We start from the raw sequence: 19,096 nt of genomic DNA, 5'->3' as shown, positions 1-19,096 counted from the left end.
AACATTGCTTTTTCTTCGGCTGCAAATGATCGCTCAAGAAAAAGCAAAAGGCACCAATGTTCAAACCAAAGTCTTTCATTCCGGCGCTGTTCGCCCTCGCGCTGTTTGCGGCGCCGGTGCATGCGGCGGGCAATCTCGTCGCGGTGCTCGAGGCGGAGATCGTCACGCTCGATCCGCATTTCTCCACGGCCTACATTTCGCGCACGTTCGGCTACATGGTGTTCGACACGCTGTTCGCGAAGGATTCCAAGGGCGACATCAAACCGCAGATGGTGCAGGACTGGAAGGTCTCGCCCGACGGCTTGACCTACAGCTTCACGCTGCGCGACGGCTTGAAGTGGCACGACGGCCAGCCGGTCACGGCGGCCGATTGCGTGGCCTCGCTGCGCCGCTGGGGCACCCGCAGCGCGCTCGGCCGCCGCATCTTCGCCATCACGGCCTCGCTCGAGCCGACGGACGCCAAGACGTTCGTGCTGACGCTGAAGGAGCCGTCCGGTCTCGTCATCGACGCGCTCGGCAATCCCGTCAGCCCGGTCGCCTTCATGATGCCCGAGCGCATTGCCAAGACGCCCGGCGACCAGCGCATCACCGAGATCATCGGCTCCGGCCCGTTCGTCTACAGCAAGGCCGATCACCGCACCGGCGATCGCATGATTCTGAAGAAATTCGCCGACTACGTGCCGCGCCCCGAGCCCGCCGACTTCCTCGCCGGCGGCAAGCGCGTCAATGTCGATACGCTGGAGATCCGCGTCATTCCGGATGGTGCGACCGCAGCTTCCGCGCTCCAGGCCGGCGAAGTCGATTTCATGCAATATGCGCCGTTCGATCTGTTGCCGCAGTTGGAGAAGAATCCCCGCGTCAAGCTCGTCAATTTCACCGGCGGCAACATGTTCGCCGGTGCCTATCGCCTCAACGCCGCTTCGAAACCGTTCGACGATCCCGCGATCCGGCGCGTGCTGTGGAAGCTGGTCGACCAGCGTGAGGTGCTGGACGCGCTTGGCCTCGATGCCAAATACGCCACGCCTTGTGCGACGTTCTTCACATGCGGCACCACCTATGAGAGCAAGGCAGGCACGGAAGCTGCCGCAAAGCCGTCGATCGAAGCGGCGAAGGCCGCGCTGAAGGCCACCAACTATGCCGGCGAGCCCGTCATCGTCATGGAGGCCAACGATCTGGAAGCCCCGCGCGTCTCGGCGCAGGTGCTGGCCGAGCGATTGAAGCAGGCCGGCTTCAACGTCGATCTCCAGGTGATGGACTGGGCGAGCGTGCTGGCGCGCCGCGCCAAGAAAGAGGGCTGGAGCGTCTACGGCGTTCACGCCGGTGGCTTCGACCTCGGCTCGCCCCTGACCAACGTCATGGTCGCCTTCAACTGCGCCGACTTCACCGGCTGGCAGTGCGATGCGCGCATCACGCCGCTGATGGAAGCCTTCGCCAAGGCGCCGGCCGAGGAGGATCGCAAGAAGATCGCGGGCGAGATCCAGAGCATCATGTACGATCAGGCGCCCGCGATACCGTGGGGACAGTTCGCCCAGCCGGCACTTTATCGCGCGACGCTTCGCAATCTGATACCGTCCGCCATCCCGGTGTTCTGGAACGTTGAGAAGTAACGCGATGTACGATGTCATTGTTGTCGGCGGCGGCTCCGCCGGCGCCGCTGTGGCCGCGAGGCTCTCCGAGGATCCCGCAAGGCGCGTCCTGCTGCTCGAAGCGGGTCTGGACTGGCGCGCCGACGAGGCGCCCTGGGAGGTGAGGACGCCGAACCCGATCCCGATCATCCACAAGCGCGAATACCAGGAGAAATGGCAGTGGCCCGATCTGCTGACGCGCCGGGTGGCGGAGCAGGAGCCGCGCTTCTACTGGCGCGGCAAGGGGCTCGGCGGCTCCTCGATGATGAACGGCCAGATCGCGATCCGCGGTGTCGCCGACGCGTTCGACGAATGGGCGGCCAATGGCTGCACCGGCTGGTCGGCGAAAGAGGTGATGCCGCTGTTCTCGGTGATCGAGGACGATTTTGAGTTCGGCGACGCCGATGGACATGGACGCGGCGGGCCGCTGCCAGTCTATCGCGCGCCGCCCGAAAAATGGGGCCCGATCGATCGCGGCTTGCGCGACGCGGCCTTGGCGAGCGGCTATCCCTGGTGCGCTGACGTCAACGGTCCGGACGGTGAGGGCGTCGCCTGCTATCCGATCAACAGCCGCGACAGCCGCCGCATCACCACCAATGAAGGCTATCTCGAGCCCGCGCGCGGCCGCGCCAATCTGGAGATTCGCGGGCGTGCGCTGGTCGATCGCGTCCTGATCCGTGACGGAAGGGCGACCGGCGTCCGTGTTCATTTCGAGGGGCAGGGCACGAGCGAGATCGGCGCGCGCCAGATCGTGCTGTGCGCGGGTGCCATCCACAGTCCGGCGATTCTGCTGCGCTCGGGCATCGGGCCGGCCGACGAGGTGAAGGCGATGGGGATTGCGGTCGCGCGCGACCTGCCGGTCGGCCGCCACTTCTTCGACCACCCGCTGTTTCGCGCCACGATCCAGCTTCACGAGAACCTCCGGCCCACCGATCCCGACACCCGCCACACCAATTGCTGCGTGACCTATTCCTCCGGCCTCGCCAATGGCGGCAAGCGCGACATGATCCTGATCGCTTTCAACCACCGCGGCATCGGCGCATCAGGCGCCATCGGCGCCGGACTGTTCAATGCGTATTCGCGCGGCACGCTCAAGCTGGCCTCGACCGATCCCGCGATCGATCCCATCGTCGAGGAGAACATGCTGGCCGATCCCCGCGACATGCTGCGCATGAAGGATGCGGTGAAACGGCTGGCCGTGATCACCTCGCAGCCGGCGCTCTCGGGCATTGCCGACTGGATCAGGCTGACCGACACCGATCTCACGCTTCCGCAAGCCGCGAGCCTGCCGGATCACGAGCTCGATGCGCTGCTGCGCCGTGAGACCGGCGACATCCAGCATGCCGCCGGCAGTTGTCGCATGACCGGCGTCAACGACCCCGATGGCGTGGTCAATCCCGACGGCACCGTGAAAGGCATCAGCGGCCTGCGCGTTGCCGACGCCTCGATCATGCCCTCGGATTGCCGCGCCAATACTCACTTCACGACGGTGGTGATCGGGGAAGCGATTGCACGGATGATGATGCGATAAGTGCCCGCCGCGCGTTGCCTCAACGTCCGACGGTGCCGACCAGGCGCGGGCGGCGATTTGCGCGCGAAGTCTCGGCCGACAGCGCGCGCAGCCATTCGCGGAAGCTGACGATTTCAGGGCAATCCGCGGTGCCCTCGGGCGCAACCAGCCAATCGCCCAGGCCGGATCCCTGATCGATCCGGTCGCAGCGATAGCCCGGATGGTGGCCGAGACCGCGGGCGATCAGCAGGTCGACCTTGCCCTCGATCAGCTCGTGCAGGCCGGCGGGTTGCAGCACGCGCAAACCGATATCCGCATGTGTGCCGCGAAACTCCGCCAAGGCGAGGCGGCGCAAATCCAGGCTGCCATGGACACCCAGCTGGAGCAGCACCGTACCCGCCGGCTTCAGTCGCGAGGTCGCCTCCGCAATGTGACGAAAGCCCTCGGAGACCCCGGGCAGATAGGCTTGGCCAGCCGCAGTCAGGATGAGCTGCTTGTGCAACCGCTCGAACAGCTGCACGCCGAGGCGCGCCTCCAGCGCTTTCACCTGCTGCCCGACCGCGGCGGGCGTCACGTGCAGCTCGTGCGCGGCGAGCTTGAAGCTGAGATGCCGCGCGGCGGCCTCGAAAGCACGAAGCGCGTTGAGTGGTGGGAGGGCGTAGGTCATCGCACCTCACTTTGACACTGATCACTTGCGGCCTTGCAATAGATTTTCTTGCGCTGAACCGCAGGAATGATGCTTTGCGCCGCGGCTATGTTGCCGGATACGGTCAGCCCGCAATCCGGAGAACCGCCATGCCCCCAGCTCACTTCGTCAGCCACAATCCCGCGACGGTCCACGCTCCCGCCGGCGGCTACAGCATGGGACTTGAATTGAAGCAGCATCGCCGCCTGCTGTTCATCAGCGGCCAGGTGCCCGAAGCATCCGACGGCGCCGTGCCCGAAGGCTTCGAGGCGCAATGCGAGCAGGCCTGGCGCAACGTCATCGAGGTGCTTGCCGCCGCCGGTCTTGGCGTCGCGAATCTGGTCAAGGTCACGACCTTTCTGACCGACCGGAAGCAGGTCGTGCCCAACCGCGCCATTCGCCGCGCGATGCTTGGGGAACATCAGCCTGCGCTGACGGTCGTGGTCGTCGAGACCGTCGACAGCAAGTGGTTGCTGGAGATCGAGGCGATTGCCGCGGAATGACCCCGGCTCTCGCCGACCTCGCAACAGGCCAATCGTGTCAGGTGTCCAATGGCTGAGATCATTCACCCCTTTTACGAGGCGCATCGCGGTGCCATGGAGGCCGCCATGCGCCAGCGCCTCGATCTCGCCGAAGCGATGCTGCGCGAGCGCGCGCATCTGTCCGATATCGACGGGATCAGGCAGGAGGTGATGGCCGAATTCGAGATCGTGCTCAGCCAAATGCCCTATGTCGGCGGCGCGGAAAGTCGCATGAGCGATTTCTTCATGCGTCTGATGGGTTTCATGGCGATCAGCCGCGTGCTCGGGCGGCACGGCGTGCCGCTGCCCGTGGTCGGCGAGATCGAGCGGGAAACCTACAAGGCGCAATTGCTCACCTTATCGGAAGCGGAACGGCTCGCCTCGGGGCGTCAGTTCATGTCGCCCGAGAACCAGGCCTTGCTGCGCGCGCAAGCCGCGCAAAGCGTGACAAGCAGCCATCGGGACGCGTTTCCGGAAGACTTCGTCTACGATTTCGTCGAGCCAGGTCCAGGTGAGACTTTTGAGTTCGGCATCAACTACAAGGCATGCGGCTTCTGCAAATTCGCCGACCGCCATGGCGACAAGGACATCCTGCCGAACATCTGCGGGCTTGATTTCGACGCCTATGCCACACGCGGCGTCCACCTGGAGCGGACGCAAACGCTGGCCGGCGGCGCCAGCCACTGCAATTTCCGGTTCTCGCGGTTACTGCCGGACTAGATCACCCCTGCCAGCTGCAGCCCAACACCGGCCGCGCAACTGCCCGCGAGCACCGTCAGCATCCCCAGCTTGAACCGGAAGATCGCAGTTGCGGCCGCGATCGCCAGCACGAGCGCCGGCACATCGACGCTGCTCAGCACCGGCCTGTCGAAGTTCAGCGGGAACGCGTGCACCGGTACGGTCTCGCGGAACAGCGTGTGCAGCGCGAACCAGATCGAGAGGTTGAGGATCACGCCGACGACGGCGGCGGTGATCGCGCTCAGCGCACCGGCAAGGCCCTTATTGCCGCGCAGGCGCTCGATATAGGGGGCGCCGACGAAGATCCAGAGGAAGCAGGGCGTGAAGGTGACCCAGGTTGCGAGCAATCCGCCGAGCGTCGCCGCCAGCATCGGCGACAGGCCGCTCGGATCGCGATAGGCCGCCATGAAGCCCACGAACTGGAGCACCATGATGAGCGGGCCCGGCGTTGTCTCGGCCATGCCGAGGCCGTCGAGCATCTCGTGCGGCTTGAGCCAGTGATAATGCTCGACCGCCTGCTGGGCGACGTAAGCCAGCACCGCATAGGCGCCGCCGAAGGTGACCAGCGCCATCTTCGAGAAGAACAGGGCGATCTGGCTGAACACGTTGGCCTGACCGAACGCCAGGAGCAGCGCGATGACAGGCACCAGCCAGAGCGCAAGCCAGAGGGCGCCGACCCGGATCGCGCGTCCCGTGTCGGGCCTGACGTGATCGGGCACGGCGTCGCCGAGCATGCTGTCGATCACGGCGCCGCTGCCGCCAGGGCCGTGACCGGCCGGGGCGAATTCCGGACGGCCCTGTCTGGCGCCGATATAGCCGATCACGCCGGCGGCGATGATGATGACCGGGAAGGGGACCGCAAAGAAGAAGATGGCAACGAAAGCAATCGCGGCGAGCGCGATCATGATGCGGTTCTTCAGCGCACGCTTGCCGACGCGCACCACTGCCTCGACGACGATGGCGAGCACGGCGGCCTTCAGGCCGAAGAACAGCGCCTCGATGAAGCTGACATTGCCGAAGGCGGCGTAAACGTAGCTCAAGGCCATGATGGCGATGATGCCGGGCAGGACGAACAGCCCGCCCGCCATCAGCCCGCCGGCGGTGCGGTGCATCAGCCAGCCGATATAGGTCGCAAGCTGCTGTGCCTCCGGTCCCGGCAGCAGCATGCAATAGTTCAGCGCATGCAGGAACCGGCCTTCGGAGATCCATCTCTTCTCCTCGACCAGGATGCGGTGCATCACCGCGATCTGGCCCGCGGGCCCGCCAAAGCTTAGGCAAGCGACGCGCAGCCAGACGCGGAAGGCTTCGTTGAAGCTGATGCCGTGACCGGCATCAGCTCCTGCTTGAACGTTACGGGTATCCATTACGCCTTCGCCTTGTTGGTCGGCCAGTTGTGGGTCTCGGCCGTGGCGTCGCGACACCAGCGGTAGAAGGCGTCGTAGAGCGTCATGCCGGCCTCGAGCTGTTCGAGGTCGTCGTCATACATCCGCGACAGCCCGAGCGAGGCCGCGAGCAGACCGGGCGCTTCCGGCGACAGGTCAGGCCGCGCGGTGTCGGCGCCGCGCACCAGCGTTGCCAGCCGGAGCAGGGCCGGCGTGGCGATCCCGAACTCCTCGATCATGACGTCGAAGGTGCAGAGCTCGCCGCGGTGGCTCCAGAACACGTTCTCGATGTCGAACGGCGCCGCGTTGAAGCGTTCGCCGACGGCGACCACTTCGGAGGGCGCCACATAGAGGAACACTGCGCCCGGATCGACAAAGCGGCGGATCAGCCAGGGGCAGGCGATGCGGTCGACCTTCGGCCGCGCCCGCGTCACCCAGACGGTGCGTCCCTTGGCGTCGCGCGGCGGCAGCTTGCGGGTGTCGAGCAGCGGAAGATTCGCCGCCTTCCAGCCCTCGAAGCCGCCGTCGAGCGTCTCGGCCTGCACGCCAAGCTGGCGGAGCCAGGCCGCGGTGCCCTGCGCGAGCTTGGCGCCGCGCAGGCAGGAGACGATGGCGGGGCGGCCGGCGAAGGTTGCCCCCCAGTCGGAAACGTTGTCGTGGCTGAGCTTGATCGAGCCTGGGATCAGCCGCCGGTCGGCGGCAAAATCTTCTTCTGTCCGCACATCGATCAGGGCAGGGGCGTTCGCCGTGCCGATCAGCCGTGCCAGTTTGTCAGATGACATCGTCGTGTAGGAAGACATGATGCGCCCTCGTGAAAACAAACGGGACGCGATACTTGGGCATGTCGCCTCGTGGGGAGATCGCTCAAATCCCCATGAACGGCATTACAGCGAAACCGCGGCGGCCTGTCAATCGCCGGTTTCGGCGCCAATGAGCGTTAGAAAGATAGGCCGCCGGGGCCTATATTGGGGCCACGCGGAATCCGTTTTCCGGAGAGTTGAGCCGATGCACTCCCATTCCATCGAACAATGGACCCACGACCACGCCTTTCTCGGCGACAAGCACGACGAGAACGAGCGGCGCACCTGGCTGGTCGTGGTCCTGACGCTGGTCATGATGGTCGGCGAGATCGTCGCCGGCTCGCTGTTCGGCTCGATGGCGCTGCTCGCTGACGGCTGGCACATGGGCACGCATGCGGCGGCGCTCGGCATCGCGGCGTTTGCCTACCGCTTCGCGCGCCGTCACCTCGGCAATGCGCATTTCACCTTCGGCACCGGCAAGTTCGGCGATCTCGCCGCCTTCTCCAGCGCCATCATCCTGGGATTGATCGCGGTCGAGATCGCCTATGAGAGTGTGCTGCGGCTGATCACGCCGGTGCCGATCGTCTACGGCGAGGCGATCGCGGTGGCGGCCCTCGGGCTGTGCGTCAACCTCGCCAGCGCCTGGCTCTTGCGCGGCAGCCACGATCATCACCACCACGGCCATGATCACGGCCATGCGCATCATGATCGCGACGATCATGATCATCACCACCATCATCACGACAACAATCTTCGCGCGGCCTATGTCCACGTCATGGCGGATGCCGCGACCTCGGTGCTGGCGATCGGCGCGCTGCTGGTGGCGATGTATTCGGGCTGGGTGTGGGCCGATCCGGCGGTCGGCCTGATCGGGAGCGCGGTGATCGCGAGCTGGGCATTCGGCCTGATCAAGAGCTCCGGTGCGGTTCTGCTCGACGTGCGCGCCGACGAGAAGCTCGAGCGGGTGATCCGGGCACGCATGGAGGTTGGCGACGACCGCGTCACCGACCTGCATCTCTGGCAGGTCGGTCCCGGCCATTGCGCCGTGCTGGTGTCCGTGGTGTCGGAGAAGCCGAAGCAGCCGGCGGTCTACAAGAAGCGGCTCACCGGGTTGAAGGGCCTCAGCCACGTCACGGTGGAGGTCGAGACCTGCCCGCACTGACGTGATCCGCGAAGGCGGAATTCTGCGGCGTCGCCGGGGTTGATCCTCGGTTGCAGCTGCCCCAATCGCTGCCAAGGAGGGACCAAGGATGATGTCCAGACTCAAGCTCGCTCTCGCGGCCGCCGCGCTCGCTTTGTCCGCTCATGCGGCGATGGCTCAATCGGAAAAGACCGGCGTCGAAAAGCTCTATGTCCTCAATTGCGGGGAGGGCACCGCCGGCGACATCTCGCGCTGGACGCCCGGCCTGAACGAGGGCAAGACGATGGACTTCGTCGACAGCTGCTACCTCATCAAGCACACCAAGGGCTGGTTCCTGTGGGACACCGGCATCGCCGATTCCGTCGCCGCCATGCCGAACGGTCTCGCGCCGGCCGATCCCAAGGCCGTGACCTGGCGTCGGCCGAAGACGCTTGCGGCCCAGCTCGAGCAGCTCGGCGTCAAGCCCAACGACGTCAAGGCGATGGCCGTCTCCCATACCCATCCCGACCACTCCGGCAATGTCGAGCTGTTCCCGCAGGCCGTCCTGTTCGTGCAGAAGGCCGAATATGACTGGCCCGGTGCCAACAACGAACCGCGCTTCAAGCCCTCGCATCCCGTCGAGCAGCTCGCGGGCGACAAGGACGTGTTCGGCGACGGCAGCGTGACCATCCTGTCGACTCCAGGCCATACGCCGGGACACCAGTCGCTGCTGGTGAAACTGCCGAAGACCGGCGCGGTGATCCTGTCCGGCGACGTCGTTCACTTCAGGGATAATTGGGATAACCGCCGCGTGCCCGGCATGAACGTCAACAAGGACCAGAGCGCGGCCTCGATGCAGAAGATCGCCGACACGCTCGCCAAGGAGAAGGCGCAGCTCTGGATCAACCACGACAAGGTCCAGCGCGACAGCCAGAAGATGGCGCCGGAGTTCTACGACTGAAGCCGGCCTAGCCTTTCGGCGCGCTCGCGGCTGGCGGTGCACCCTCCGGCGTCTTCTTCGGCTTCAGCGTGCCGGCATAGAAGGACAGCAGCCACACCAGGATGATGGCGAGCAGATAGACGCCCCAGGCCTGTGGCGGCGTGGTCGCCCAGCGCAGGAGGCCCTTGAAGGTGCGGGGCGGGCTGTTGTCTTCGGTCATGGCCCGCTTGTGCGCGAAAGCGGCTGGGCGGTCAATCAGGCCGGCGCTCGGCGCGGATCAGGAACAGCGCCGCCAGCGCCGAGAGGCTGAGCGCGGAGGAGACCATCAGCACCTTGGCGCCCATGACGTCGATCAGCAGGCCGAACGCCAGCGGCGCCACCGCCTGTGCCATCCGCGCCGGCGCGCCGATGATGCCGAGCCGGTAGCCAAAATCCTTCGGCCCGAAGATCGACAGCGGCAGCGTGCCGCGGGCGATCGTCAGGATGCCGTTGCCCGAACCGTGGAGCAACGCAAAGGCGCTCGCCGCGGCGCCGCCGAAGATGGCGATGACGGCAGCTCCAATCGGATGGGTCACGCAGGCGAGCCGGGTCGACCACAGCGGATGAAAGCGGCTGAGGACGCTCGCTTCGAGGATGCGCGCCACCACTTGCGCCGGACCGATCAGCGCGCCGGCCGCGATCGCCTCGACATGCGTCGCACCGGTCGCCTCCAGGATGCGCGGGAAATGCACGGCCATCGCGCCGGTGACGGTCCAGACCGCGGCGAAGACGAAGGCGAGCAGGATCATCGTGCGGTCGAGCGGCAGATGCGGCTTCTCGGCCGTGGCCGCCGCCTGCCTGGCGCCCTTGATCGCCGGCAGCATGAAGAAGTTGAGGGGCAGGCCGATCAGGATGTTGGCGGCGGCCCATGCAAAGCAGGTCTCGCGCCAGCCGAGATGGGCGAGCCCCCAGGCGGTGAGCGGCCAGCCGACGGTGGAGGCAAAGCCCGCCATCAGCGTGATGCCCGTGATCGAGCTGCGCGCCTCAGTGCCATAGATTCGGCCGAGCGCGGCGAAGGCGGCGTCATAGAGCCCCATCGCCATGCCGATGCCGAGCACGAGCCAGGCGATCGCCATCACCAGAACGGATTGCGACAACCCAAGGAGCACGAGGCCGGCGGCGATGATCAGGTTGGAGGCCGACAGCACCTGCCGTCCGCCGACGAGATCGATCTGCCGTCCGATCCGCGGGCCGAACATCGCCGAGATCACCAGCGAGGCCGAGAACGCGCCAAAGATCCAGTTGGAGGAGATGCCGAGGTCGTGCGCCATGGGATCGGCGAGCAGGGCGGGCAGGTAGTAACTGGAAGCCCAGGCCAGGGTCTGCGTGGTACCGAGCGCCAGGATGATCGGGAGCTGGCGCTGGCTCATCCGCGCGTGCCTCCGATTCTGGCCGACAAAGTCATCATCGCCGGCATTTGCCGCCCGCGCCGGGAGTGCGTCAACCGCGATCGCGGCATATTCGATCTGCAAGGGGCGGGAGCCTTGCGCACCGCCCGCGCGAGGCTCGCGGCCTTTCGCTCGTCACGAATGCACGCCATAATGGCGCATGCAATTGACCTCGCGCCTCACGCTGATGAACTGGCTGACCGGCCAGGGGCTCACGGGCCTGCCCGAAAACGAGCTGCTTCGCGGCTTCTGCGAGCGCTGCCGCGCCGAAGGCCTGGAACTCTCGCGGGGGCTGGTCGTCATCGACACGCTGCATCCGATCTATGAGGGCCGCGGCTTCCGCTGGAGCGACCGGGCGAGCAACGAGAGCGATGCGTTCGAATACGGCTCGACCGCCGAGGGAGACGCGGCCCAGAGCTGGCGCCGCTCGGTGTTTTTCCACATGCTCGAGCATGGCCACGACGAGATGGTGATCGATCTTGCGGATGCGCCGTCGATGGATTTTTCCCAGCTCGGCGAGCTCGCCGAAAAGGGCCACAAGCACTATCTCGCCTTCGTGCATCGCTTCGGCGAGAACGGCGCACTCGGCCTGATGGATTGCCTGTACTCCTGCTGGACCACGCGCCGCGACAGCGGCTTCTCCGAGCCGGAGCTTGTGGCATTGCGCGATCTCGTGCCGGTGCTGGGGCTCGCGATCAAGTCGGCGCAGCAGGTCGACATCGCGCGCACGCTGGGGCGCGTCTATCTCGGCCGCGGCGCCTCCGAACAGGTGCTGGGCGGCCGTATCTCACGCGGCGTCACCGAGCGCATCAATGCCGTGCTGTGGTATTCGGATTTGCGCGGTTCGACCGGGATCAGCGAGAGCATCGGGCCGGACGAGATCATCCCGTTCCTCAACGACTATGCGCAGGCCGTGATCGACGCGATCCACGATGCCGGCGGCGACGTGCTGAAGCTGATCGGCGACGGCGTGCTGGCGATGTTCACCGGCGAGGACATGGCGCATGCGCGGCGTGCGGCGCTACGCGCCGAACACCTGTTCCGCCAGAACGTCGCGGCGCTGAACAAGCGGCGGGCGGCCGACGGCCGTCCCACCACCTCGGCCTATATCGGCCTGCACGTCGGCGAGGTCTTTTACGGCAATATCGGCAGCGAGGACCGGCTCGATTTCACGGTGGTGGGCCCGACGGTGAACGAGGTCAGCCGCATCGCCTCGATGAGCCGCTCGGTCGACCGCGAGCTGCTGGCGTCAGCGGAGTTCTACAAAGGGCTCGATGCCGCCGGCCGTCGCTACCTCGTCTCCACCGGCCGTTACGCGCTGCGCGGCATCGGCCACGCGCAGGATCTCTACACGCTCGATCCGGAGGTCGACGCCAGCGAGCCGGTGACGGGCAGTTACGAACGGTATCTGGCGAACTAGGCTGACCGCCTCGCCAGGACGACCGCGGAGGACCGGCTAGCACCGCACTGCCGCGCCGTCCTCCACCATCGCCGGCTGCCGATGCAGCGCCACCGCCGGCGACAGCAGGATCACGAGCGCCTGCGCGCCGAATACCGCCGCTGCCAGATAGAGGCAGGCCTCCGCACTCCAGAACCCGCCGACGATCGCGCCCAGCGCCGAGCCGAGCGGGCGGGCGCCGTAGCTCATGATGTTGATGGCGGAGACGCGCCCGAGCAGGCGCGGCGGCGTCACCGACTGGCGCAGGGTCGTGGTCGAGATCACCCACAGGATCGGGCCGACGCCGAGCAGGAAGAAGCTGAGGCCTGCAAGCCAGAGCGAGGGAACCAGCACCGTCAGCGCCATCACCAGCGAGGCGACGAAGCCGGTGACCGGACCGAGGCCGACGACGGCGCCGAAGGCGATCCGCTGCATCACGCGTGTGGCGACCAGCGCGCCGATCACCATGCCGACGCCGTACATCGTCAGCACCGTGCCGATTCCGGCGGCGGTCAGGCCGAGATGGCGCACCGCATAGGGCACGAACACCGCGATCTGCAGGAACCAGCCGGTGTTGAAGATGAACTGGGTGATGAAAACCGGTCGCAGCAGCGGATGGTGAAACACGAAGCCTGCGCCTTCGCGAATGTCCTGGAACGGATGGCGCCGCGGCGCGGGCACGCGGGCGGGTTCGTAGATGCCGGAAAGCAGCACCACGGCAACGGCCGAGAGCGCCGCGGCAAAGCCGAAAGCCAGGCTCGCACCCCACCATCCCACCAGCGCGCCGCCGAGCGCAGGCCCGCTGGCAAAGGCGATGGTGCGCGCAAGCTCGATCCGGGCGTTGGCGGCCGGCAACAGATCCGAACTCACCAGCGAGGGCACCAGGGCCGGTGCGGCCACGCTGTAGACGACGGTGCCGCACACGGCAGCGAAGCCGAGCAATGCCAGCAGCGGCAGATTGAGAGCGCCGAGCGCGAGCAGCAGCACGATAGCCGCGAGGGCCGCTGCCCGCAGCGCCTCGGCGCCCGCCATCAGCGCGCGGCGGGAGATGCGGTCGGCGAGCAGGCCGGCGGGAATGGCGAAGAGGACGAAGGGAAGCGTCAGCGCCGTCTGCAACATCCCGGTCTGGCCTTCGGCGACGCCGAGCGTCAGCACGGCGACGATGGGGGCAGCGGCCAGTGCAATCTGCTCGGCCGATTGCGCGGCGAGGTTGGACCAGGCGAGGCGGCTGAAGGTGTCGGGGAGGCACGGCGAATTTGACATGGCTCATTTCCTGCAAAGTCGGGTTGGCGCCAGTATCGGCCTCCGCGACCGGCCAAACCCACCCGCTTCCCGACAGGGCGGCGGCGACGGGAACCGATGCGGCTAGATGCAGTTGCAAATGAGTTGCAATAAGCTCCGACTTCGGTATTCTGGCCTCATGGATGCTCGCTCCCCCAATCTGATCCCCGACGCCGCCGGCTGGCGCGCTGATGCGCCGACCACCAAGAGCCTCGCCGAGGTTAATTCCACAGTCGCCGTTCCAACGGCAGGCCGCTGGTGGCGGCGGCTGCTCGCTTTCGTCGGTCCAGGCTATCTTGTCTCGGTCGGCTACATGGACCCCGGCAACTGGGCGACCGACCTCGCCGGAGGATCGAAGTTCGGCTACACGCTGCTCTCGGTCATCCTGCTTTCGAACCTGATGGCGATCCTGCTCCAGTCGCTGGCGGCACGGCTCGGCATCGTCACCGACCGCGACCTCGCGCAGGCCTGCCGCGCGACCTATTCGCCGGCGGTGAATTTCCTGCTCTGGCTGGCCTGCGAGGCGGCAATCATCGCCTGCGACCTCGCCGAGGTCATCGGCACCGCCATCGCGCTCAAGCTCCTGTTCGGCATTCCCCTGATCGGCGGCGCGCTGCTGGCGGCGCTCGATGCCTTCCTGCTCCTGCTGCTGATGAACCGCGGCTTCCGTTTCCTGGAAGCCTTCGTCATCGCGCTGCTCGCGGTGATCGCGGTCTGCTTCGCGGTCCAGATCGTGGCCGCGGCGCCGCCGGTCGCGGAGGTGCTGCACGGTTTCCTGCCGAAGACCGAGATCTTCACCAATCCGGAGATGCTCTACATCGCGATCGGCATCATCGGTGCGACCGTGATGCCGCATAATCTCTACCTGCATTCCTCGATCGTGCAGACGCGCGCCTACGAGCGCAACGAGAAGGGCCGGCGCGAGGCGATCAAATGGGCGACGACGGACTCCACCATCGCCCTGATGCTGGCACTGTTCATCAACGCAGCGATCCTCGTCGTGGCAGCTGCGACGTTCCACAAGAGCGGCCATTCCGACGTCGCCGAGATCGGCCAGGCTTTCGAGCTCCTGTCGCCGCTGCTCGGCCTCGGCATCGCCTCGACGCTATTCGCTGTCGCGCTGCTCGCCTCGGGCCTCAACTCGACCGTCACCGCGACGCTCGCCGGCCAGATCGTGATGGAGGGCTTTCTCGACCTGCGCCTGCCGCACTGGGCGCGCCGCCTGCTCACGCGCGGCATCGCCATCGTTCCGGTGATCATCGTCACCGCGATCTATGGCGAGCGCGGCACGGCGGATTTGCTGGTGTTCAGCCAGGTCGTGCTGTCGATGCAGCTTCCCTTCGCCGTCATCCCGCTGGTCCGCTTCGTCTCCGACCGCCGCAAGATGGGCCAGTTCGCGATCCCGACCTCCGTTGCCGCGGTCGCCTGGATCGTCGCAGGCGTGATCGTGATTTTGAATCTGAAGCTGCTGGCCGATACGCTGTTCGGCTAAGGCCGCTTGCGAGCGTGGCTGCTAGCAGAGCCCGCTCATGTGCTTGAACTTCCAGAGTGACGGCAGCCCTTGCGGGCTGGTTTTCGGAACAAAGCCCCGCAAGGTCGCCTTCGGGCCCTTCTGCTTGTACTCCTCGATCCCGCATGATGTCGGGCCTTCGTACACAGTCACCGTCACGGCATAGAAATCGGGAAGCACGCCGTCGATCCGGGCCTCGGATTCGACGTCGAAGTTCGGCTGTCGCCAGGTATGGATGATCTTGCGGCCGGGCTCGGGCTTGTCGAACAAGGGAACGTCCGGCGCAACGAGATCGGCGATGTCGCCGACCTTGCCGACCGGCTGGCCGTACTCCCTGAGGAATGTGCGGAGCTTCGGGGGCGGGGGCGTTACCGCGATGCACCGGCCAAAATACTCTTTGCGGCCGGCGTCGCAGGCATGAGCGTCGATGCTCGACGGGATGATCAGCGCGAGTGCGAGGAGAAAAGACGCAGCCGAAGGCGAGCGCGTGCCACTGTTTGCCGCGCGACATCGAACCACGGTGTATTAGTCTTGCGGCTCGGACGCCGCGTCGCCCTGCGCGTCGATGCGCAGCCAGCCCGAGGGCGCGAGGCGCTGCTGCGGCAGGAAGCGGGCCTTGTAGTCCATCTTCTTGGAGCCCTCGATCCAGTAGCCGAGATAGACGTAAGGCAGCCCTTGGCGGCGGGCGCGGGCGATGTGGTCGAGGATCATGAAGGTGCCCATCGAGCGGCTGACCTGGCCCGGCTCGAAGAAGGAGTAGACCATCGACAGGCCGTCGCTGAGCACGTCGGTGAGCGCCACCGCGACCAGCTCCTCGCCGCGGCCGGTGATGCCGCTGTCGGGGCCGCGCTTGCGGTACTCGATGATGCGGGTCTCGACATGGCTGTCCTCGACCATCATGGCGTAGTCGAGCACGGTCATGTCGGCCATGCCGCCATGGCGGTGGCGGGCGTCGAGATAGGCGCGGAACACTGAATATTGCTCGGAGGTCGGCACCGCGCTGCGCTGCTCGCCGATGATGTCGGCGTTGCGGGCCATCACCTTGCGGAAGTTTCGGGAGGGGCGGAACTCGTTGGCGACGACCCGGACCGAGACGCAGGCGCGGCACTGGTCGCAGGCCGGCCGATAGGCGATCGACTGGCTGCGGCGGAAGCCGCCATGGGTCAGGAGGTCGTTGAGGTCGCCGGCGCGGTCACCCACGAGGTGCGTAAACACCTTGCGCTCATGCCGGCCCGGCAAATAGGGGCAGGGCGAGGGCGCCGTCAGGTAAAACTGGGGGGTGTCGCGCGAGTGCTGGGTCAAGGGACGTCGTGGGCCTCCGAAGTGAGTATCAGCATCGCGCTACGGAAGCCCCCGGTCAATCGGTCTGCTCGGCAGGTCAGATCAGTCAGCTTAGTCGGTCCTGGTTGATAGGTTCTTGATCACCAGCTTCTGGCGTCTTGGGTGGCTCCTTGGGGCACGGGTGCGCGGACCGAGTTGTTGATCACGACCGTTCCCAGCACGAAGTCATGCAAGAGGCGCCGGCGGCCGTTGAACAGGCCGACCAGGACCACGAAGGGCGACAGGAACGAGACCGTCACCCAGAACAGCACGGCATGGGTGGCGCCGAGCACGAAATAGCCCGGCGCGCCGTACCAGGTGCGCAACTCCAGATCCATCACCCGCATGCCGATCGTCGCCGATGACGGGCCGCCGATACAGGCGCCGTAATAGACGATGGCCCAGATCACCGAGGCCGGCCACGCCAGCCAGAACAGCGCCCAGCCGATGCCGAGCGTGACCACGCCAAACAAGGCGATGAAGAGATAGCCGAGGATGACCGGCACCGAGATCACGACCATGTCGATCAGGAAGGCGAACACCCGCCGCGTCGCGACGCCGCGGAACAGTTCCGGGTTCAAATAGGGATCGAACGCGTGCGGCCGCACGCCGCCGTCGCTGCGCCAGGCGCCGGAACTACCCGAGTCATACGACATGGTCCGTCCTCCCAGGGAAAACTCCCGTGGCAGGACATGGGAACAGACTATTCCCCTGCCAAGGGTGCGCGCTCGTTAACAAGCCGAAATATTCCGGCGATTCGGGGGCGGTGATAGGCCGATGGCGCAGCTGCCGTAGGATGGGCAAAGGCGCGTCAGCGCCGTGCCCACCATCGTTCCGCGATTGCAAGCCGGAATGGTGGGCACGCTACGCTTTGCCCACCTTACGGCACCTTATCCTTGGGCGCGCAGCTTCTCCGCCACCTTCGGTGCAAAATAGCTGAGCACGCCGTCGGCGCCGGCACGCTTGAAGGCGAGCAGGCTTTCCATCATGGCGCGCTCGCCGTCGAGCCAGCCGTTGCCCGCGGCCGCTGCGATCATCGCGTACTCACCGGACACCTGGTAGGCGAAGGTCGGCATCGCAAAGGTGTCCTTCACGCGGCGGACCACGTCGAGATAGGGCATGCCGGGCTTCACCATCACCATGTCGGCGCCCTCGGAAATGTCGAGCTCGACCTCGCGCAGCGCCTCGTCGGTGTTGGCACTGTCCATCTGGTAGGTGCGCTTGTCGCCGACAAGCGTCTTGGCCGAGCCGATGGCGTCGCGGAACGGGCCGTAGAAGGCGGAGGCATATTTGGCAGCGTAGGCCATGATCTGCACGTCGATGAGCCCCGCGTGATCCAGTCCCTCGCGGATCGCGGCGACGCGGCCGTCCATCATGTCGGAGGGCGCGATGATGTCGCAGCCGGCTTCGGCCTGCACCAGCGCTTGGCGTACCAGCACGGCAACCGTCTCGTCGTTCAAAATCGCGCCGTCGGCGATCAGGCCGTCATGGCCGTGGCTGGTGAAGGGATCGAGCGCGACGTCGCAGAGGATCCCGATATCAGGAAATTCCTTCTTGATCGCGCGCACCGCCTGGCAGACGAGGTTGTTCGGATTGGTCGCTTCCGAGCCTTCTTCGTCGCGGAGTGAGGGGTCGGTGTAGGGAAACAATGCGATGCAGGGGATGGTCAGCTTCATCGCGCGTTCGGCCTCGCGGACCGCCTGGTCGACGCTGAGGCGGTCGACGCCCGGCATCGAGGCGATCTGCTCGCGCTTGTTGTTGCCGTCGATCAGGAACAGCGGCCAGATCAGATCGTCGGTGGTGAGGACGTTCTCGCGCACGATGCGCCGGGCCCATTCGGCCTTGCGGTTGCGGCGCGGGCGGATGGTCAGATCGAGGGCAGGGGAGGCTGCAGCGCCATCCCGGCGCGAGACCTCGCGCAATTCGATCGGACGTCCGTATTTGATCGCCATCACTCTTCCTCCGGCTGGAATTATTCTTATACCAGCTCGCATGGTTCCCGTCACCGCGGCTTGACCTTCCGCAAGGGATAGCAGCCGATTGATTTTGCGGGGCGAACCAGCCAGAAGGGGGCATGTCCGAGATCTCCACCCGCGACGCGGCCCGTGACAGCGCCAATGCCAGGGACGCCGCCCGAGACAACGCCAGAGACAATGCAATGTCGGTGGCGGCGATCTCGTCGGAGCGTGCGGAGTCCGACGACAATGTCTGGACGCGCCGGCTCGTCTTGTTCCTGCGGGTGATGGCGCTGCTCTCGATCCTCAAGGGTCTCTATCACTGGGCGCAGGTGACCGGCTTCGTCGGCGGCGAGGACGAGGCGTTCGAGAACCAGTCGATGGCCTGGCAGGCCTCGACCATCTACTTCGCCGTGATCGAGCTCGTCGCCGCGGTTGGCCTGTGGCTGGCGACGCCGTGGGGCGCGGTGGTCTGGCTCACGACCGTGGTGTCGATGGCGGTGATCGAGCTGATGTTCCCGGGAATCTACGGCGGCAGCCTGGTCGTGGTCGGCGTCGAGGTCTTCATGCTCGCCGCTTATCTGGCGCTCGCCTGGATGGCCGCGCGCGAACGGCCGCCATAGCGCTCGCGCATTTTCATGCCCCGGACGCAATGCAGCGCGCCGCTCTTGCGGCGTGATGCGTTGCAGAGCCGGGGCCTGTCTCTCCAAGAATCTCGTTTGTGGCTTCTGGGTCCCGGCTCTGCGCTTCGCTTGTCCGGGACACGGGGGCGGCGTTGTGCGCGCTTGGTTGACCGCTGGTTGCGTAAAATTCGAGGTAACTTTTCGTTGACTCCGTGCATTCC

The 19,096-nt window shown here is 66.1% G+C and carries 19 protein-coding genes; 9 read left to right on the top strand and 10 right to left on the bottom strand.

Annotation, left to right across the window (positions count from 1 at the left end; all coding sequences use genetic code 11):
* Positions 1–56 precede the first annotated feature (56 nt).
* On the top strand, positions 57–1,607 hold the full coding sequence (locus AC1RUR_RS21740) for an ABC transporter substrate-binding protein (protein WP_492847661.1): 1,551 nt from the start codon (positions 57–59) through the stop codon (positions 1,605–1,607).
* A 4-nt stretch (positions 1,608–1,611) separates the two neighbouring features.
* Complete coding sequence (locus tag AC1RUR_RS21735) at positions 1,612–3,156, top strand: GMC family oxidoreductase (RefSeq protein WP_492847659.1); 1,545 nt, start codon at positions 1,612–1,614, stop codon at positions 3,154–3,156.
* 19 nt (positions 3,157–3,175) lie between these two features.
* On the opposite strand, the gene AC1RUR_RS21730 is transcribed toward AC1RUR_RS21735, so the two are convergent.
* Positions 3,176–3,802 carry a LysR family transcriptional regulator gene (locus AC1RUR_RS21730; protein WP_492847657.1) on the bottom strand — a complete coding sequence of 209 codons (627 nt, stop codon included), beginning with the start codon at positions 3,800–3,802 and terminating at the stop codon, positions 3,176–3,178.
* A gap of 128 nt (positions 3,803–3,930) precedes the next feature.
* Here AC1RUR_RS21730 and AC1RUR_RS21725 point away from each other — a divergent pair, with 128 nt between their 5' ends.
* Together AC1RUR_RS21725 and AC1RUR_RS21720 are read left to right on the top strand one after the other, a co-directional pair.
* On the top strand, positions 3,931–4,323 hold the full coding sequence (locus AC1RUR_RS21725) for a RidA family protein (RefSeq protein WP_492847655.1): 393 nt from the start codon (positions 3,931–3,933) through the stop codon (positions 4,321–4,323).
* Positions 4,324–4,371: 48 nt separating this feature from the next.
* On the top strand, positions 4,372–5,061 hold the full coding sequence (locus AC1RUR_RS21720; protein ID WP_492847653.1) for an L-2-amino-thiazoline-4-carboxylic acid hydrolase: 690 nt from the start codon (positions 4,372–4,374) through the stop codon (positions 5,059–5,061).
* Here AC1RUR_RS21720 and chrA read toward each other — a convergent pair.
* Both chrA and AC1RUR_RS21710 read right to left on the bottom strand, forming a co-directional pair.
* Positions 5,058–6,443 carry a chromate efflux transporter gene (gene chrA, locus AC1RUR_RS21715; RefSeq protein ID WP_492847651.1) on the bottom strand — a complete coding sequence of 462 codons (1,386 nt, stop codon included), beginning with the start codon at positions 6,441–6,443 and terminating at the stop codon, positions 5,058–5,060. The two genes, AC1RUR_RS21720 and chrA, sit on opposite strands and share 4 nt — an antisense overlap.
* Entirely contained in the window at positions 6,443–7,261 is an 819-nt protein-coding gene (locus AC1RUR_RS21710; RefSeq protein ID WP_492847649.1) for a chromate resistance protein ChrB domain-containing protein, read from the bottom strand. Before AC1RUR_RS21710 ends, chrA begins: the two co-directional genes overlap by 1 nt.
* A 205-nt stretch (positions 7,262–7,466) precedes the next feature.
* On the opposite strand from AC1RUR_RS21710, the gene dmeF reads away from it, so the two are divergent.
* Both dmeF and AC1RUR_RS21700 read left to right on the top strand, forming a co-directional pair.
* On the top strand, positions 7,467–8,423 hold the full coding sequence (dmeF, locus tag AC1RUR_RS21705) for a CDF family Co(II)/Ni(II) efflux transporter DmeF (protein WP_492847647.1): 957 nt from the start codon (positions 7,467–7,469) through the stop codon (positions 8,421–8,423).
* Between the two features lie 88 nt (positions 8,424–8,511).
* Positions 8,512–9,342: an N-acyl homoserine lactonase family protein gene (locus AC1RUR_RS21700; RefSeq protein WP_492847645.1), complete on the top strand. Its 831-nt coding sequence runs from the start codon at positions 8,512–8,514 to the stop codon at positions 9,340–9,342.
* 7 nt (positions 9,343–9,349) lie between these two features.
* On the opposite strand, the gene AC1RUR_RS21695 is transcribed toward AC1RUR_RS21700, so the two are convergent.
* A complete protein-coding gene (locus AC1RUR_RS21695; protein WP_492847643.1) occupies positions 9,350–9,541 on the bottom strand; it encodes a hypothetical protein in 192 nt (63 codons plus the stop codon).
* Positions 9,542–9,572: 31 nt separating this feature from the next.
* Complete coding sequence (locus tag AC1RUR_RS21690; protein WP_492847641.1) at positions 9,573–10,730, bottom strand: MFS transporter; 1,158 nt, start codon at positions 10,728–10,730, stop codon at positions 9,573–9,575.
* 178 nt (positions 10,731–10,908) lie between these two features.
* On the opposite strand from AC1RUR_RS21690, the gene AC1RUR_RS21685 reads away from it, so the two are divergent.
* Complete coding sequence (locus AC1RUR_RS21685; RefSeq protein WP_492847639.1) at positions 10,909–12,168, top strand: adenylate/guanylate cyclase domain-containing protein; 1,260 nt, start codon at positions 10,909–10,911, stop codon at positions 12,166–12,168.
* Positions 12,169–12,204: 36 nt separating this feature from the next.
* Here the strand turns inward: AC1RUR_RS21685 and AC1RUR_RS21680 are convergent, their stop codons facing one another.
* Entirely contained in the window at positions 12,205–13,449 is a 1,245-nt protein-coding gene (locus tag AC1RUR_RS21680) for an MFS transporter (protein ID WP_492847637.1), read from the bottom strand.
* A 157-nt stretch (positions 13,450–13,606) separates the two neighbouring features.
* On the opposite strand from AC1RUR_RS21680, the gene AC1RUR_RS21675 reads away from it, so the two are divergent.
* On the top strand, positions 13,607–14,959 hold the full coding sequence (locus AC1RUR_RS21675) for an Nramp family divalent metal transporter (RefSeq protein WP_492847635.1): 1,353 nt from the start codon (positions 13,607–13,609) through the stop codon (positions 14,957–14,959).
* A 21-nt stretch (positions 14,960–14,980) separates the two neighbouring features.
* Here the strand turns inward: AC1RUR_RS21675 and AC1RUR_RS21670 are convergent, their stop codons facing one another.
* The 4 genes from AC1RUR_RS21670 to hemB form a co-directional block, all read right to left on the bottom strand.
* Positions 14,981–15,496, bottom strand: coding sequence for a hypothetical protein (locus AC1RUR_RS21670; RefSeq protein ID WP_492847633.1), 516 nt, complete (start codon positions 15,494–15,496; stop codon positions 14,981–14,983).
* A gap of 6 nt (positions 15,497–15,502) precedes the next feature.
* Positions 15,503–16,279 (bottom strand): arginyltransferase, encoded by a 777-nt coding sequence (locus AC1RUR_RS21665; protein ID WP_492847631.1) that lies wholly within the window; start codon positions 16,277–16,279, stop codon positions 15,503–15,505.
* A gap of 119 nt (positions 16,280–16,398) precedes the next feature.
* Complete coding sequence (locus AC1RUR_RS21660) at positions 16,399–16,953, bottom strand: RDD family protein (protein ID WP_492847629.1); 555 nt, start codon at positions 16,951–16,953, stop codon at positions 16,399–16,401.
* Between the two features lie 234 nt (positions 16,954–17,187).
* Positions 17,188–18,249, bottom strand: coding sequence for a porphobilinogen synthase (hemB, locus tag AC1RUR_RS21655; RefSeq protein ID WP_492847627.1), 1,062 nt, complete (start codon positions 18,247–18,249; stop codon positions 17,188–17,190).
* Positions 18,250–18,371: 122 nt separating this feature from the next.
* Between hemB and AC1RUR_RS21650 the strand changes: the two genes are divergently transcribed.
* Positions 18,372–18,875 carry a DUF6163 family protein gene (locus tag AC1RUR_RS21650; protein ID WP_492847625.1) on the top strand — a complete coding sequence of 168 codons (504 nt, stop codon included), beginning with the start codon at positions 18,372–18,374 and terminating at the stop codon, positions 18,873–18,875.
* Positions 18,876–19,096: the final 221 nt, after the last annotated feature.

The sequence above is a fragment of the Bradyrhizobium sp. GW821-FHT12B03 genome, assembly GCF_058807535.1.
The sequence above is the reverse complement of the archived record's forward strand: the minus strand, read 5'-3'. Positions and strand labels throughout refer to the sequence as shown.